This is a genomic window from Parasutterella sp. St.1A3, assembly GCF_059728705.1.
The window spans coordinates 2,023,202-2,039,263 of the sequence record NZ_BAAGFK010000001.1; the positions used below are offsets into that span (position 1 = coordinate 2,023,202).

At 47.7% G+C, this 16,062-nt stretch carries 14 protein-coding genes and 1 tRNA gene; 2 read left to right on the forward strand and 13 right to left on the reverse strand.

The genetic code is table 11. From position 1 onward, the window contains the following. Position 1 precedes the first annotated feature (1 nt). From AC6I1F_RS09390 to AC6I1F_RS09430, 9 genes are all read right to left on the reverse strand, one after another. A complete protein-coding gene (locus tag AC6I1F_RS09390) occupies positions 2-676 on the reverse strand; it encodes an alpha-E domain-containing protein (RefSeq protein ID WP_289162962.1) in 675 nt (224 codons plus the stop codon). Then, a complete protein-coding gene (locus AC6I1F_RS09395; RefSeq protein WP_289162964.1) occupies positions 658-1,971 on the reverse strand; it encodes a circularly permuted type 2 ATP-grasp protein in 1,314 nt (437 codons plus the stop codon). Before AC6I1F_RS09395 ends, AC6I1F_RS09390 begins: the two co-directional genes overlap by 19 nt. 221 nt (positions 1,972-2,192) lie before the next feature. Next, positions 2,193-2,405 (reverse strand): AbrB/MazE/SpoVT family DNA-binding domain-containing protein, encoded by a 213-nt coding sequence (locus tag AC6I1F_RS09400; RefSeq protein WP_160334917.1) that lies wholly within the window; start codon positions 2,403-2,405, stop codon positions 2,193-2,195. A 521-nt stretch (positions 2,406-2,926) separates the two neighbouring features. Then, a complete protein-coding gene (locus AC6I1F_RS09405; RefSeq protein WP_160334916.1) occupies positions 2,927-3,463 on the reverse strand; it encodes an LpoB-related protein in 537 nt (178 codons plus the stop codon). Between the two features lie 21 nt (positions 3,464-3,484). Beyond that, positions 3,485-3,985: a DUF1425 domain-containing protein gene (locus AC6I1F_RS09410; RefSeq protein WP_251570116.1), complete on the reverse strand. Its 501-nt coding sequence runs from the start codon at positions 3,983-3,985 to the stop codon at positions 3,485-3,487. Next, a complete protein-coding gene (locus AC6I1F_RS09415) occupies positions 3,985-5,523 on the reverse strand; it encodes a COG3014 family protein (RefSeq protein WP_289162966.1) in 1,539 nt (512 codons plus the stop codon). The genes AC6I1F_RS09410 and AC6I1F_RS09415 overlap by 1 nt, the downstream gene beginning before the upstream one ends. 24 nt (positions 5,524-5,547) lie before the next feature. After that, positions 5,548-7,023 carry a DUF6844 domain-containing protein gene (locus AC6I1F_RS09420; RefSeq protein ID WP_289162968.1) on the reverse strand — a complete coding sequence of 492 codons (1,476 nt, stop codon included), beginning with the start codon at positions 7,021-7,023 and terminating at the stop codon, positions 5,548-5,550. A 6-nt stretch (positions 7,024-7,029) separates the two neighbouring features. Further along, positions 7,030-8,274, reverse strand: a complete 1,245-nt coding sequence (locus AC6I1F_RS09425) for a hypothetical protein (protein WP_497801758.1) — start codon at positions 8,272-8,274, stop codon at positions 7,030-7,032. Positions 8,275-8,283: 9 nt separating this feature from the next. Next, on the reverse strand, positions 8,284-9,171 hold the full coding sequence (locus tag AC6I1F_RS09430; protein ID WP_289162969.1) for a hypothetical protein: 888 nt from the start codon (positions 9,169-9,171) through the stop codon (positions 8,284-8,286). Positions 9,172-9,618: 447 nt separating this feature from the next. On the opposite strand from AC6I1F_RS09430, the gene AC6I1F_RS09435 reads away from it, so the two are divergent. Next, entirely contained in the window at positions 9,619-9,927 is a 309-nt protein-coding gene (locus AC6I1F_RS09435) for a hypothetical protein (protein ID WP_289168515.1), read from the forward strand. Between the two features lie 260 nt (positions 9,928-10,187). Here the strand turns inward: AC6I1F_RS09435 and AC6I1F_RS09440 are convergent. Continuing rightward, positions 10,188-10,272, reverse strand: a tRNA-Leu gene (locus AC6I1F_RS09440). 184 nt (positions 10,273-10,456) lie between these two features. Between AC6I1F_RS09440 and dinB the strand changes: the two genes are divergently transcribed. Then, positions 10,457-11,557, forward strand: a complete 1,101-nt coding sequence (gene dinB / locus AC6I1F_RS09445; RefSeq protein WP_289162972.1) for a DNA polymerase IV — start codon at positions 10,457-10,459, stop codon at positions 11,555-11,557. Here the strand turns inward: dinB and AC6I1F_RS09450 are convergent. The 3 genes from AC6I1F_RS09450 to moaE all read right to left on the reverse strand — a co-directional run bounded on the left by AC6I1F_RS09450 (position 11,554) and on the right by moaE (position 16,055). After that, the gene (locus AC6I1F_RS09450; protein ID WP_289162975.1) at positions 11,554-12,789 is read right to left on the reverse strand and encodes an MFS transporter; all 1,236 of its coding nucleotides are present in this window, start codon (positions 12,787-12,789) and stop codon (positions 11,554-11,556) included. The genes dinB and AC6I1F_RS09450 overlap by 4 nt on opposite strands. A 104-nt stretch (positions 12,790-12,893) precedes the next feature. Continuing rightward, positions 12,894-15,485, reverse strand: coding sequence for an ATP-dependent chaperone ClpB (gene clpB / locus AC6I1F_RS09455; RefSeq protein ID WP_289168516.1), 2,592 nt, complete (start codon positions 15,483-15,485; stop codon positions 12,894-12,896). A 123-nt stretch (positions 15,486-15,608) separates the two neighbouring features. Then, entirely contained in the window at positions 15,609-16,055 is a 447-nt protein-coding gene (gene moaE, locus AC6I1F_RS09460; protein WP_289162979.1) for a molybdopterin synthase catalytic subunit MoaE, read from the reverse strand. Positions 16,056-16,062 lie beyond the last annotated feature (7 nt).

A 16,062-nucleotide genomic window follows, 5' to 3' on the forward strand; every position in this document is an offset into this window, starting at 1 on the left:
TTTAGAGCAGAAGTGTTCTTATATTTTCTAAAGCAATTTCTCTTACTTCTTCATCATCGTCTGCCAACTGAGCGAAGTTGAGCAGGAGTCTGAATTTATTCGTATCGTAAAGAAGTTTCGCGCCGATAAGGCGTCTTTCCAGTTTGCCCAGCGTCACTCCGATGCTTTCCCAGCTTTCGCCAAGACGAATCTGCATATCCAAGCGCTCAAGGTAACGTCCTGCCTTGATCAGACAGCGCTCCTGTCCTGACGCGACGTATTCATCGATACTACCCCAGAACGCGAGCAGGTAATCCATAACCTGTCGTCCGACCAGCGCGTTTGCCCGATTTCTTCTTCCCTCTTCCATGCAGTTCATCGCGAGCTGAAGATAGGAAAGGCTCGGAGACGAAATGGTGTTGCGAAGCACCAATCCATTGTCGTAAGCGCGCGACAGATTGCTGTATAAAGAATCCGGATTCTGCGGCTCATACAGATAGCTGTCGATGAAGTCGAGGGAGTCTTTATAGATATTCGGGATATTCAGCGCAGCGCAGAACGGTTTGTATGCCTGTTCATCAATATCAAGCATCACGTCGCATAAGGCTTCGAAGCAGCGAATTGTGCGGTATACACGTTCAGCATACCGGCCTAACCAGAAGAGGTTATCGCTTTGTTCTATCGAGATAAAACCCATGTGTCTTTAAAGCCTCCGCCTTGTGAAGAGTTGACGACAAAAGAATCCGCGACGCGGGAGAAGCGTGTCAAACCGCTGTGCCAAACTTTTGTTCCGTTTGCCGAAGTGATGACAAAGGCTCTCAAATCAGCCTTTCTGTCCTTCACTTCAGCGCCTTCCAATACCGGAAGGTCAATAAAATCGATAACTTCCTGCAGAATGAAGCGTCGAGATTCCGTCTGCAGACGCACTTTCCAGTCTTCAAGCTCTTCAGCAGAAAGATCTTTTCCAAAGAGCACTCCGTAGCCGCCCGCTTCTGCCACATCTTTAATAACCAGCTTTTCGAGGTTCTCGAGGCCGTACTTGCGGTCTTCCTCGTAGAAAGGCAGATAAGTCGGAGCGTTTTTGAGAATCGGCTTTTCGTGAAGATAGTATTCAATCATCTTCGGCACGAAGTAATAGATGCCTTTATCGTCCGCGACTCCGTTGCCGGGCGCGTTAATGATCGCGACATTGCCGGCGCGATAAGCATTCATAATTCCTGGCACGCCGATGAGTGAGTCCGCTCGGAAAGTCAGCGGATCAAGGAAATCATCGGAGATGCGGCGGTAAACCGCGCCGACCTGCTGCACGCCGTAACGTCCCTTGAAATAGAGCTTATTGTCCTGAACGAACAAATCATTGTGCATGACAAGGGGATAACCGGTGACTTCAGCAAGATAGCTGTGTTCAAAGAAAGCGGCGTTATAGCGTCCGGGCGTCATAATGACACACTTTCCGCCGGGATTGACGCTTTCCATTGCTTCACGAAGCAGGAGTCCGTAATTGCTGTTGCTCGAAACCGCATTGTTTTTAAAGGTTTCGGGAGAAGCCATGCGTGAAAGTCTTCTAGCGATCAACGGATAGGAAGCCCCGGAAGGAATCCGCAGGTTGTCTTCGAGGACATACCATGTCTTATCTTTTGCCTGAACCAGATCGATCCCGGAGATATGAGAGAAGATGCCCGCAGGAGGGGTAAACTGGTCGCAAGCCGGCAAAAAGCCTCCGGAGGAAAACACAAAGTCTTCGGGAATAACTCCGTCGGCCACAATCTGCTTTTTGCTGTAAATATCTCTGAGAAACGCGTTGAGCGCGTCAACGCGCTGAATAAGGCCTTTCTCCAGTTCTGCGAACTCCTCAGCACTTATGACGCGAGGAAGTGAATCGAAAGGGAAAAGCTGTTCATGGAACTGCCCATCTTTATAAATTCCGAATTTCACTCCGTAACGTGCCAACAGCTGATTAATTGCCGCAGTATTGGACAGTAATGCATCCATATCAGCTCCTTGTGGGTAATGGACAGTTGAGGGATTTTTTATTCTTCTTTCATTATATGAAATTACAGCTTTTATTCAGTTTCTCAGGGAATTATTTATCTGCGGCATAAAAAATTACAGCCCCTGTAATCCTCATCCAGAAGATAAGGTCCAGAGGCTAAACTTAAAGGGGCGAGCGCTCGAAACGGCGCTCAATTATGCGGGTGAATGAAGACAGCTGCTTATGCAGCTTCTTTGCTGTCCTGCTGATATTTCTTAAGGTTGCTCATTGCGAATTCCGCACTATTGACGATGCGCACCTGACCGTCTTCGACAATAAACGTGACATTTGAACGGCGGCCGCTCTCGATACCCAGCGCTTTAAGAATGTGTTTCGGAAGAGTTACCTGGCCGTCCACCCAAACAACAGAATTAGAAGAAAAACTGTTCGACATAAAAGCCTCCTATGTTCTCAACTTCTTTGACTGCGTCCGTTCTTATTTGCGTTAGCAGAACCCTGCGATCAAATCAACTTCCATGATTTGATTTTACTATTTAGTTTTGATCTTAATAAGGGATTTCCCTAATGTGAGCAACAGACCTTGAAGCTCAATCTTCGGCACAGTTTTGTATTTAAAAATACAGTCCGAAAACGACGTGAGCTCTATGATTGCTGCCATTCTGCGGCTTATTTGTAAGACCGTACCGCCAGCGAGGAATCTGCTCGCTGCACATTCGTTCTGAAGACCGTGATAACGAAAACCGCATGCCTTCCGGCAATCATGATCTGAATTCGTTTATTAAATCCAGTTATGAGAAAAGCCCACATTAAGCGAGCTCTTAATGATTTAGAGACCTTCGATTTTTCTCATCAGTCATAGGGACGGACTCACATCCATCCCTGCCAATAACAAGCTCAGTCCCTTTTGCTGCAGTAGTAAAACCGCTTTTCACACAAAAGAGACCGAATGACTTGTTACCGTGACTTAAATAAAGACAGATCATCACTCCACTGTCCGACCAGTTCGCCGCTCACGTTGAAAAGTTTGATTTTCATGGAGTAGTCGACCATCTTTTGGCCGTCAGGTGCACGCTGCACGGTGTCTGTAATTTCAGTCTGCATAATGTAGTTGAAATTCGTTGCAGATCCGTCCAAAACTCTCACGACTCCGGAATTGAAAAGGGTTTCTTGAATTCTGTCGTGAATATCCTGGATTCGAATGTTCTCATCGTGTGTAGTATTTCTAAGTTTGCCAACCACAATCTTGGGTTTGTTTTTGGCGTTTTTAAACACCGGAGATGCAAGCATCTTGTTGGTCAGATTCTCAGAAAAAGCAATGATGTCATTCAATGCTACCTTGGTATCTAAATGAATTCTTGCAGAAGAATCCTGAATGGACACTGTTTGAGTCCGCCCAATAGGCAGGAAAGATCCGGTGTTGGAACTGTCGCTTGTTGCGCATCCGGTTAAAGCAGCAGTCGCCAACACCAACGATAAAAGTTTTAATTTCATATAAGTTAATTCCTTGAATTTTTATTGAGCGGCATTTCTGGCTGCCTGCTCCTGCTGATATCTCATCACTTCGACCGGATCAGGCTCCGGAATAAAAATTTCGACATCGGCAGGAACCTTAAACGTCAGGACAGCGCTCTGCCCTTCAGTGCCCTTTGCAAAGCTGGAAATCGGTTTCTGAGCTCTCGGATTTAACGTAACACGGGTCCAGGATGAAGCATTCGGCAGCGGAGCACCATTCACGTCGTGCCACGTTACCTGATACTCTACCGGGAAGGTCGCTTGCGTCAGGTTTTTAATAGAGCCGCTCATTCGTTTGAGGCTGCCGTCCTGATAAACCTTGCCGCCGAGAAATCCTACGGATCTGGCCAAAGGCTCTGTTCCGTAGATGATCGTTAAACCAGAAACAGAAGTATCTTCAAGAGCAACCGGCTGCGGCGGTTCCTGAGTTGCACAGGCTGAAAGGCCCAGAACTGCACTCAGGCTCAAAACCAGCACAATTTTTCTAGAGATATTTTTCATTAGTTTTCCTGCTTACTTTTTTTCTGGAACTCGGAAACCGTTAAGTTCTTGTTGTAACTCGTGGCATAAACCACTGTCGAGTCAGTGCCTTCCAGTTTCACCGACTTAGAAGCGAGCTTTCCGCCAGCCTTGTTATAGGTAGTAATCGTCAGAGACTGCTGATTGGCCGGAACGATAAAGCGAGCAACCATGATCTGATTCGGCAGAGTCATCCAAGAACGGGTGTCCGGATGCTGAGCCGCGCCGATCGTCTTACTAACCATATTTCCTGCCAGTGTTCCGAAAACACCAGCCTTCTTCTCTGCGGCAGCCTGAGCGATGCCGGCAGCGACATGACGAGCAAAGGCCGCAAAGAACATGGCCTGGCGCCAAGGCATACGATCGAGTTCATCACGATAGATCAAACTTTCCATCTTGGTTAAACTCGACATCTTCTTCGTCTGTCCGCCAACGGAAACGCTTGCGGAACCAAAGTTTGTCGGCTGAGATTCAAGATCGGCGTAATGAATTTCGCCTGCATAAGTGCCGACCTTGAACTTAGCCGTCTTTTCCTCTCTTACCGGTGAGAAGCCGTCAGACAAGATAACCTGAACGATTTTCTTTCCTTCCGGAACTCTCTTCTCTACATTGTTTACACCTTCTTTTGCCGCGCCGCAGGAAGGATTATTTTCCAGAGCTTTTTTATAAGCTGTCTTCGCGCTGCCAAGATCGGCCGCCTGCTGTCCGATTGCGTCTAATTCAAGAATAAGCGCGTCCATGTAGTCGCCAAACGGATTGACGTACGCGGATTTAACAAGTTTCGCTTTCTTGACGTCTGCGGAGCTCATAGTGCTGTTAGCGTCCTTAAGAATCTCGTTCTTGTATTTACCCAGTTCTTTGGTGACTTCTGTTCCGGATTCTTTAGCCTCTTCTCCTTTTTCTTTGAGAGTGGCTAATTCTTTTTCAAACTTCTCATGCTCTTCCTGCTGTACGTCAATAGCGCGTCGAGCTACGTTATATGCTTTTTCCGTATCTCCGGTAAGCAGGTAGGTGAGCGACTTGTAGTTAAGAAGCATGACTTTTTCATAGCCTCTTAATTCATAATTGCGCATCTCTTCTGCGCCGGTCAGAACTGCCGCGCCGCTCTTGCCGAACGAACTTAATGCTCCTGTTACGCCGCTGCTTTCTGTTTTAGCCTGCTTCTCTTCTGCAACATCAAAGAAGAAACGGGCACGTTCAGGACTTCCTGCATTCAAAGCCAAAAGAGCTCTTTCCAAAATAGCAAGCTCTCCTGCTGTTTCAAGAAGCTTTTCTTTCATTTCTTCATTTGTCAGAACTTTGCCGTCAGCAGTCTTATCATTTTCCAGCATCTTGGCTCTCAGGTCCTCAACCTTCCCGGAGTTCAGCATTTCTCGTGCCGGCTGGTATGCCTGAGCATAAGTTTGCGTACTTTCAGCCTCTCCGGTCATTCCGATGCGGTCGCTGTGCGTCGCACAACCGGACATCGCAGCAACGGAAACCAAAATTGCTGTTATAAGAAGTTTTCTTTTTAATTTCATGGGATTTCCCTGGACTTTGTAGGTTTAAAAAACATCTAGCGCAGAGGTGACTGCCGATTTCTTAGAAACGGCATCTCTGCTCTTTTGTGATTCACTCGATTCGGAATTCTTTTCAACGGCTGAGGAGGCGACTCTCTTGTTTTGGTTAGCTTTTAATCCGGCTGCAGCGCTGATGCTGTCCATGCTGAAAGCTAAAACCACACCGACGACAATTTGGCCGTCTTCAGGATCTTCATACTGCCAATCAACAATATTTCTGGCTCCGGAGAGATTAGCGCTGGCTTTAAGACGAGATTTTTCATCAACAATAGATTCGACCGCAGCTTCTACAACACTCGGATCGATCATGCCGGTCTTTCCATCTTTCACTGCGTATTCTTCTGTTTTAGTTCCGCGTGAAGCGTTCTCTTCAGAAGAGAAGGACAATGACAAGAATTGTGCAAGGTTCGCTCTTGCAATTGCGGAAGCCTGTTTCTGAGCGGCTTCGATATGACGGCTTTGAATTGTAGGATTATTGGACTTCTTAACAGACCAGAATCCGAAAGACACAACTGCAGGGCCGTTTTCATCTATCAACAGACGCGATCCGTAGAGTTCGGACAGTTTCTCGTCATCGTTCACCGGCAGCTGCTCTTCAAGGGGAGCCCCTACTGCCTTAAGATTCGGCGGAACTCTGTTCTTTAAGCAAAGAGCAAGATCCTGCGTGACTGGAGACTGCATGAGAACCACGGCTACCGCGGCCTTGCCGTCTTCATTAACAGTAATGAAGTTATCCAGAATTGTGATGCCGCTCATCTGAATACTCGTCGCTGATTTTGTCCTAGCAATAAGCACGTCATTTAAGAGACGAATTTTTTCATCTTTAGGTCTTGACGAGTACTGCGACGGATCCACGCCCGCTTTTTGCAAAGCTTGGTCGAGGTGTGCTTCAGACAGAGCTAGTATTTTTTCTCCGATCGCCTGAATCTTAGATACGCCCTCTGCTTTTTCATTCTTAAATTCACCGGCGTTCGAGCTGTCATCATTGAAAAATTCCGAAGAAATTTCCGAGGATGTCTTATTCACCAGGAAATTAGAGAAATCTTTCAGGGCACTTAAGTATGCTTTTTCATAGGCCAATTCAACCTGGCGGAAAAAATCAGAAGAGGCTTTGTTCCCGTCAACATCAATAACCTTATAAAAGATGACCTTACCGCGGGCATTTGTTGTTCCGCCAGCGCGAAGATTCTTTTCCTTGAGATAAGCCTTGACCTGTTTCTCCAGCTCAAAATGCGGGTTTTTAGAAACCTTGTACGCACGTTTTACTTTATTGTCCGCTGACTCGTTAACGTCTTTAACGTCGGCGGCCACAATTGCCGTTGCACCGTGAGAAACAGCAGCGGCAGCGGCTGAAGAGCTGACGTTGACGTCAGCCGCCTGTTGGGAGATTGCCACCGGAGCAGATAAACCAGCTGCAAGCGAGACGGCCGCGCATAACGCTATTTTTTTAAAGTTATTCATTGGAAATTACCACTTAGGTTGCTGGGTTTTAACAACTTTCTTCTTTGTCTGTTGAGCTTCTTCCCGGGGCAGCGCTCTGAGGATGTATTCACGAGGCACCAGACCGACCAGATCTACGTTCGACTTAATGACAGAAGCATGAGAAATTTTCGGAGAAACGTCACTGATACGGACCTGCCCGACTTTAATTTCATCTCGAGCCAAAGGTTCTCCCGTATAGGGATCCTCCAGAACCTTGCCGTATTTAACCAAGTTGTATACGTCTCCTACCTTAACCGTGTCTCCGCCTTGAGATAAAGTCAGAGTACCGTTGTTGTAGGCAAGCGCCATAATCGGATAGATGATGTTTGAAAGTTTCGCTCCAATGGCATAGCCGTCCTCAGCACCCTGTTCATACACATCTTCAGGCTTTTTAAGTTTTACGATCTTATCTTCTGTGCCGGATGCTGCAATCTGACCTGTGGCCGCTTCAATCAACCTCCAGCTCAAACTCACATGTCCCTCGATAACCTTGCTGATTTCTTTGGTATACGGGTCCTGCTTGTTGTTCTGCTTCAGTACAAAGTTATTAATTTGACCGACAAGGACATAGTCAGAGCCCAAGCTATTTCCAATCCTCGCCCTTTCCTCGGGTTTGACATCGGGATTCAAAAGTCCGGCCAGTTCTCCAAGTCGATCGCCTTGGAAATCTCTGTCCAGAACTGCAAAATGTCTAGTTCCGGTTAAATAATCCACCAGACTCTGTCTCAGACGCTGATCAAAGTCCTCAACAAGTTTTGTGTTTCCTCTGTAATAAAAAGGAATAACAGCGATTCGTCTTCTAGTGGACTGTGAATCGTCTTTATAAACACTGATATCCGCATCAACCACAGCCTTAAACAAGCCATTCGGCTCCTCAGTGACATCCACTACAGAGAATGATTTCACATGACCTTTAGTCTTTGTTTCTGTCGAGCTCGCTAGGGCATCGCTGACAGACGACCTGGACTCTTCTGATCTTCCTTTGGAATCCTCTTCAATAGTCGCAGCCGAAGCCGCGGCACTGACCGATGCGATCTGCGCCTTCAGAGAAATACCGGAAACTTGAGAAACCGCTTCAGTCAATGCGGCCTGGACCGCAACCGGTCGAGTTGACCCAGTACCAATAGCTTGAACCGTTTTCGTGATTACTCCCGCGGCCAGTACCTCAGCGCTAAAAGCGGCGCTGACCAACAAGGAAAGTGTCAGACGTTTAAATTTCTTCAGATTCATTTTGATTTCTTACTTCTTTTTATTGTTTGCTACCGGCCGACGGAGAATGAATCCCGCAGCAAACGAGGCAGGATCACCGCTGGTGACATCAACAACGCTAAACTTAGGGTTGATTCTGGAGACCGTGCATTCACCGACCTCTGTTTCAGCGGAACCAAGACTTTCACCGGTCTGCGGATCCACTAATTCTTCGCCCGGTTCAAAAATGATGAATTTCTCTCCGACTTTTAAACCGCTGTCATTGCCGCGATTTATGAAAAGTTTTTTGCCCTGAACTCGAAGCACTGTGATGGGAAAAACTGTATCGGACAATTGGTTGGCCAATTGACCGGCAACAGTCTCAAATGTTTTATCCAAAACGGCTCTGGAAGGGCTACCGACTCCATTTGCGATAAAGGAACCGCCGGAGTTGGATGCTTTAATCGGGAATGAAGCGACGACAGTGCCTTTGCTCGTGTCAATAATCTGAACGGACAATTCGATACGAGCTCCGTCCTGAACTTTGTATTTATTGCTGATGTTCGGAACTTTACTGGCAGATCGGCCGAAATTGAAATCTAAAACTTCAATCTGTACTAAGGACTGAGCGTTTGAAAACTCACCTTTATTAGCCGCATCGCCGGCAGCAAGATCCGACTGAGCGAACTCCTGTTCTTTTCGAATCGCCTGCAGATGAGCAGCTCGTCGGGTAAGCAGTTCAAACTTTCTTCCGTTACGAATCGCGTTTTCGACATCTGAAATTAAAGATGATTTTCGGACAATTTCCTGCTGTTTTGCAGGAATTGCTTCACTGACAATCAAATCTGAAACTGCGACTCTGTACTTAGCATCCTGTGCCAAGGCAGAAAACGAGACAAAAGACAACGAGAGCAGGACTGATACGATATTTTTTAACATAGTAATAGCTTGGGATACATTGCCTTGGATACTACTATTTCGCAGGGGGTATAAAATTAGGTAAAACCCTTCACATTTTTGAGTGGTTGTAATTTTTCTCTAGGCTGGAATAAAGAAAATTCCTGATTATTAAATCAGCTATCTATATATCTACATATTATCTATTTGAAAATAAACGATATTTATTTAAATATATTCTCGGCTGTATGTTTTAATGATTTGAACAAAAATGAAGTGCTTTCGGGATGCTCTTCGCAGGAATATGCAATCTCTCTCGTGTCATTAAGATCTCGAAGCAATATTCTTTCGCTCTTCTTTCATAGAAATACACCTGTAAAACGTATAAACATAAGATCTGGTCGATTGAACTATTTGATTTTGTATAAGTTTTTTAAATTATTTATCCAATATACCAACTCTAAAAATTCACTCTTAGCTAGGAGGCCCGTGAAGAAAAAGAAGGCATGGAAGAAGAATTTTGAGGCTCTTCGTTTATGGGAGCGTACTGCCGGCCGCTTTGTTATCCGCAGCGATTGGCTCGAAGACCCGATCGAGGCATTGAAAATCTACCGGCGGAGAAATATTGTTGAAATCGCTTTTAGACAATTTAAAGTCCTCAATGACGGAGATCGGCTGCAGGCAGCTCGAACTTCCTATATGGGAGATAATGGTCCACATAATTGCCCAATCCCTCAGGATGGCCATAAACGTACAAGCCAAAAGAAGAGAAACCTCGGAATTAAAGTTTCCCGATGACTCGGTGGAGAAATTACTATCCGCATTAAAGCGAGTGAGAGCTGTAAGGGCTCCAACTAGAGCAACTTGGGTTGTAGAGCCGCTATCGAAAAAAGCCCAGGACATGCTTGAGCTTTTAGATCTCCCTAAACCGTCTATGACCTTCAAGTCAATGTAGAGCTATGTCGCGGAGGTTTGGACCGAAGAGCGTGTCCATCAGGGAAATTTACTTTCTTTTCCTCTAAATTCCATTGTTTTCACAACTAGGAAAAATATGAATTTGGTGGCCCGAACCGGACTTGAACCGGTACAGCTTGCGCCGAGGGATTTTAAGTCCCTTGTGTCTACCAATTTCACCATCGGGCCAGACAGGAGTTGAATTTTAATCTAAAAACGATTTTTTTGCTGAACTAAATGAACCACAGATTCCTCTGCGAAAAATCTTAACGAAAAAATTTCACTCCTCCATTGATGAACACAGAGCTTGGCCCTAACATTGAAGGATGTACTCCATTCTGTCGCTACGCTTGAACTATAGAAACGAAACCGTATGAGCCAAGACGGATACCGCCGAATTCTCCATATCGACGTTGACGCTTTCTTCGCTTCCGTCGAACAGCGGGACTTCCCTGAATTACGCGGCAAACCCATCGCCGTCGGCCTTAACGCGGTCAGAGGCGTGGTCGCGTCTGCTTCATACGAGGCCAGAAAGTTCGGAGTGCGATCCGCTATGCCCTCCTCTCAGGCACTCAAACTCTGTCCTGACCTGATCTTTGTCAAGGGAAGAATGGAAGAGTACAAAAAAATCTCTCAGGAAATCTTTGCGATCTTCGCCAGATACACAGACATCATCGAACCGGTCTCCATCGATGAGGCGTTCCTTGACGTGACCGACGTATATGAGAAATACACATACGCCATGGAGATCGCTAAACTGATTCGCAAAAATGTTCGGGAAGAAGTCGGATTGGTCGTTTCCGCCGGTGTTTCTTACAACAAATTCCTAGCCAAAATCGCCAGCGATTGGAGAAAACCGGACGGGCTCTGCGTCATTCATCCCGACCGCGCCGCCGCTTTTATTGACCGCCTGCCGGTTAAAGCCATCTGGGGCGTCGGACCGGTGACGCAAAAGAAAATGGAATCTCTCGGCATCAGAACCGGAAAAGACTTACGAGAACAAGATATCTCTTTTCTGAATCAGCAGTTCGGAAAAGCTGGAATCTCTTTCTACAACTTTGCCCGGGGCATCGATAATCGAGAAGTCACGACAAGCCGAATCCGTAAACAAGTCTCGGCCGAAGTCACTTTCAGCCACGACGAAGGAAATCTGCAGAAACTCGAAGAAGCGCTCGAAGGCATCGTCGATCGGCTGATAACCCGGCTTGAAAAGAATAACTTCTCCGGAACCTCCCTGACGCTGAAAGTCAGATTCCATAACTTCAAGACCATAACCCGCTCCGAAACAACCGACAGGATTCTGGCCGATAAACCTCATATCCTTGAACTGGCGAAAAAACTGCTCGAGAACGTGGATAGAGGCGGACAAACTGTCCGTCTCCTGGGCGTTTCCATCGGAAACCGGGTAGAAGAAGAAAATCCGGAAACACTCCTCCCGCTTTCTATCGGAGAGCAAACCGAACTGCCGCTCTAGGCCCCACTCGGAACATCCGCTTTCTTTTCTCCGTCTGACACCTGAAGCGCTGTGAAAATAGCCGCTGTCTGAAGCGCTGCCACGCCAAAGAGAACCAGAGAAAACATGCCCTTATCAAGAAGCGGGCCGAAGACTAAGGGCGACAGAGACTGCCCGACATCCATTCCGCAGTAAGTAAATCCGTAAACACGGCCGAATGATCGCTGACCAAGCTTTGCCACCGTGGCCGATCGAATCATAATGTCCCGACTCGGCGCGGCAACTCCTGTGCCCGCACCCATCAGGAACATCAAAACAACAGCCCAGTATCCGACAAGAATCTCGGATGCCAAAACCACCGCCATCAGAGCAGAGGAAGCAATACAGACCGCGACAACACGATTCGAAGAAAAGCGGGACTGACCGGCAATGAAGCCGCCCACAAGTGCTCCGGCGCCCGCACCAATCAGGTACGCCGTCAGCGCGGCCGAAGCTCCGGCCAAGTTCAGTCCGTAAGCATTTCTAAAGATCGATTGCGAGAAACTTTGCAGTACGCCAAAGGCACCGGAAGTAAAGAAAAAGAAGAAAAAGCACATCCATACGGAGGGAACCGCAAGAAAGCTGAATGCGCCGCCGCTATCCTTTTCTTCAGAAACGAATTTCTTGGAACTCTGATCGATTGAGAACACATCCCTGAAAAAGAGCTGGAACCCTAAAACAATCAATGCCACGCTCGAAGCCGCAAAAGCGGCCTCTCTCCAGCCGACATTCTCAGCCATGAGAACCATGAAGAAGGGACAAATAGCCCAGCCGATATTACCGGTAATGTTGTGCCAAGCAAATGCATGTCCGAGATAGCGCTGAGAAATGTTGTAATTCATCAGGCTGTAATCGGCCGGATGAAAGACGGAATTGCCGAGACCGGCGAGAATCGAAGCCGCAAACAGCATGGGCACATTGTCAGCAAGACCTAAAACAAAAGCGCTTGATGCCAAACAAATCAGCCCGAGATACATCGACAGACGAGGGCCGATTTTATCCACCAAAAAACCGGTCGCGGACTGCCCAAGCGCGCTAGTGACAAAGAAGGTCGAAACCAATGTCCCGCCCTGAAGGTAATTCAGATTAAAGTGCGGAAGTATCCAAGGGAAAAGAGACGGAATGACAAGATGATAAAAGTGGGAGCTCGCATGCGCGATGGAAACCAAAAATATGGCCAAAATGTCGTGCGCTCTGGTGGTTTGATCCTGCATAAATGATCTCTCGGGACGAAAATTTGTTTTTATCAATTCTAGCGCCCAAGCGATAAAAATTAGGGCGCCGAAGCGCCCCGTCAACCAATTAATGGTTACTTAACTCAGTTCTTTTTGTCCTCAAAAATGAACTTATCGTCCTTGTAATCTACGAAAACCGTATCTCCGGGCGCATACTTGCCTTTGAGCAGGTTGACCGCGATGCTGTTTTCAAGATAATCCTGAACCGCGCGACGGAGCGGGCGAGCGCCAAAGAGCGGATCAAAGCCGACTTTGCCGATTTCATCCAGAGCCGCGTCTGTCACTTCAAGACCAATGTTCTGAGCTTCCATGCGTTTTGCGAGTTTGCGAATCTGAATTCTTGCAATCTCACGAATCGCCTTTTCGTCCAGTGCATTGAAGACCACGATTTCATCAATACGATTAATGAATTCAGGACGGAAGTGCTGTTTAACCTGCTCCATGACCGCGTCCTTGATCACCGCAGAATCTTCGCCCTGACGATTCATGATTTCATGCGAGCCAAGGTTCGAAGTCATGATGATGACCGTATTCTTGAAGTCCACCGTGCGGCCCTGTCCGTCGGTCATACGGCCGTCGTCAAGAACCTGCAGAAGAATATTGAATACGTCCGGGTGAGCCTTTTCGACCTCATCAAGCAGAATAACGCTGTAAGGTTTGCGGCGGACGGCCTCTGTCAGATAGCCGCCTTCTTCATAGCCGACATATCCCGGAGGCGCACCGATCAGACGAGCTACGGAGTGCTTTTCCATGAACTCGCTCATATCGATACGAATCATCGCGTCTTCCGTATCAAACAGGAATTCCGCCAAGGCCTTTGTCAGCTCAGTCTTACCAACGCCTGTCGGGCCGAGGAAGAGGAATGAGCCGTAGGGGCGGTTCGGATCAGACAATCCGGCGCGTGAACGCAGAATCGCGTCAACGACCTTATTGACCGCTTCTTTCTGGCCGACAACCCGCTTGCCGATGTATTTGGACATATCCAAGAGCTTCTGGCGTTCGCCTTCCATCATCTTGGAAACCGGAATTCCGGTCGCTCTCGACACCACTTCAGCAATTTCTTCTGCGCCAACCTGTGTTCTCAGAAGTTTCGGTTTCTCTTCATGAACTTTTTCCTCACGATCCTCTTCTTTGATCAGGCGGCGTTCAAGCTCGGGCAGTTCGCCGTACTGGATCTCCGCGAGCTCTTCATACTTGCCCTGACGGCGAAGTTCATCCATCTTTGTCTTAAGACGGTCGATCTCGTCACGAATTTCTTTCGATCCGATTGCGGCGTTCTTTTCTTTCTTCCAGATCTCTTCAAGATCGGAATATTCGCGGCTCAGTTTCTGAATCTCGTCTTCCAAAGCCGCGAGACGTTTCTGACTTGCTTCGTCCTTCTCTTTCTTGACTGCTTCTCTTTCGATCTTCAGCTGGATCAGACGACGGTCAAGCTTATCGAGCTCTTCCGGCTTGGAATCAATTTCCATCTTGATTCTGGCTGCCGCTTCATCAATCAGGTCAATTGCTTTATCCGGGAGGAATCGATCCGTTATGTAGCGTGCGGAAAGTTCAGCCGCCGCAACAATTGCCGGGTCGGTAATTTCGACACCATGGTGGACTTCATACTTTTCCTGAAGTCCGCGCAGAATCGCAATCGTGTCTTCAACGCTCGGTTCGTCAACGATCACTTTCTGGAAGCGGCGCTCAAGAGCCGGATCTTTTTCAATGTATTTGCGGTATTCATCAAGCGTTGTTGCACCGATGACATGCAGCTCGCCGCGAGAGAGCGCAGGTTTGAGCATATTGCCCGCGTCCATCGCGCCTTCGGTTTTACCGGCGCCGACCACTGTGTGAATTTCATCAATAAAGAGAATGATGCGCCCTTCTTCGGCGACCACTTCTTTCAGAAGCGCTTTCAGGCGCTCCTCAAATTCACCGCGATATTTAGCACCGGCGACCAGGCCGGCCATATCAAGGCTTAAAACGCGTTTATTGCGCAGCGTATCGGGAACCTCACCGTTAACAATACGCTGAGCAAGACCTTCAACGACTGCGGTCTTACCAACGCCTGGCTCACCGATTAAAACGGGATTGTTCTTGCTGCGGCGCTGCAGGATCTGCATTGCGCGACGAATTTCATCATCGCGTCCGATAACCGGATCAAGCTTGCCCTGACGCGCTCTTTCAGTTAAATCAACCGTGTACTTTTTCAGAGCTTCGCGGTTGTTCTCAGCATCGGGATTGTCCACTTTCTCTCCTCCACGAACAGATAGTATGGCTCTTTCAAGCGATTCCTTATTTAAGCCTTCTTCTTTCGCAAGACGGGCAGCATCACAGCTGCTGTCACACAAAGCCAAAAGGAACAGATCTGTCGAGATGTACTCGTCGCCGAGTCTTTGCGCTTCACGCTCTGTCGCGTTAAGGATCGACATTAGCTCTCGGCTGACCTGAATATTGTTCGCCGCTCCAGACACCTCCGGAATCTTGCGAATCGCCTCCCTGACCTTGTGTTCGAGCTGCTGAACTCGAACTCCCGATCGTTCCAGAAGCGTGCGGCCGGTTCCCTCATCATCGTGAAGAACCGCAAGGAGCACATGCAGCGGGTCGATATACTGCTGGGAATTCTCAGCCGCCATAGACTGCGCTTGAGCTAACAGCTCCTGAAACCGTGTGGTTAGTTTGTCTTGACGCATAAAGGTTTAAATCTCCTTTTTTCAAGAGTTCGCCGATGAATCTCCGGCAAACTCATGACTTTGTATTGTGACAAGAAAATAAATTAAGGGCTCTGCCGAGCCCTTAATTTGGGAATAGGAAATTTAGTTCCACCGCTCCTTAGCGGTCTCGTCACTGTCGCGCGCTTCAACCCAGCGCTCGCCTTCGGGAAGCGTTTCCTTCTTCCAAAACGGCGCTTCCGTCTTAAGGTAATCAATCACAAATTCGCAGGCGTCAAAGGCTTCGCCGCGATGCTTACCTGAGATGCCAACGAGCACAATCTGATCGGTAACGCGCAGTTCGCCAACACGATGAATCACCGTCACATCTTCAATATCCCAGCGCTCAAGCGCCTGCTTTGCAATTTTTGTCAGCGCCTTTTCCGTCATGCCGGGATAATACTCAAGCGTCATGCCGCTCACATCCTTTCCGTCATTCAGATCGCGCACCGTGCCAAGGAAAGTGACGACCGCGCCAACGGAAGAATTTTTGCGAAGCTCGCGAACTTCTGCATCCAAATCAAAGTCTTCTTTCTGAACCAATATCTTCATAACACGA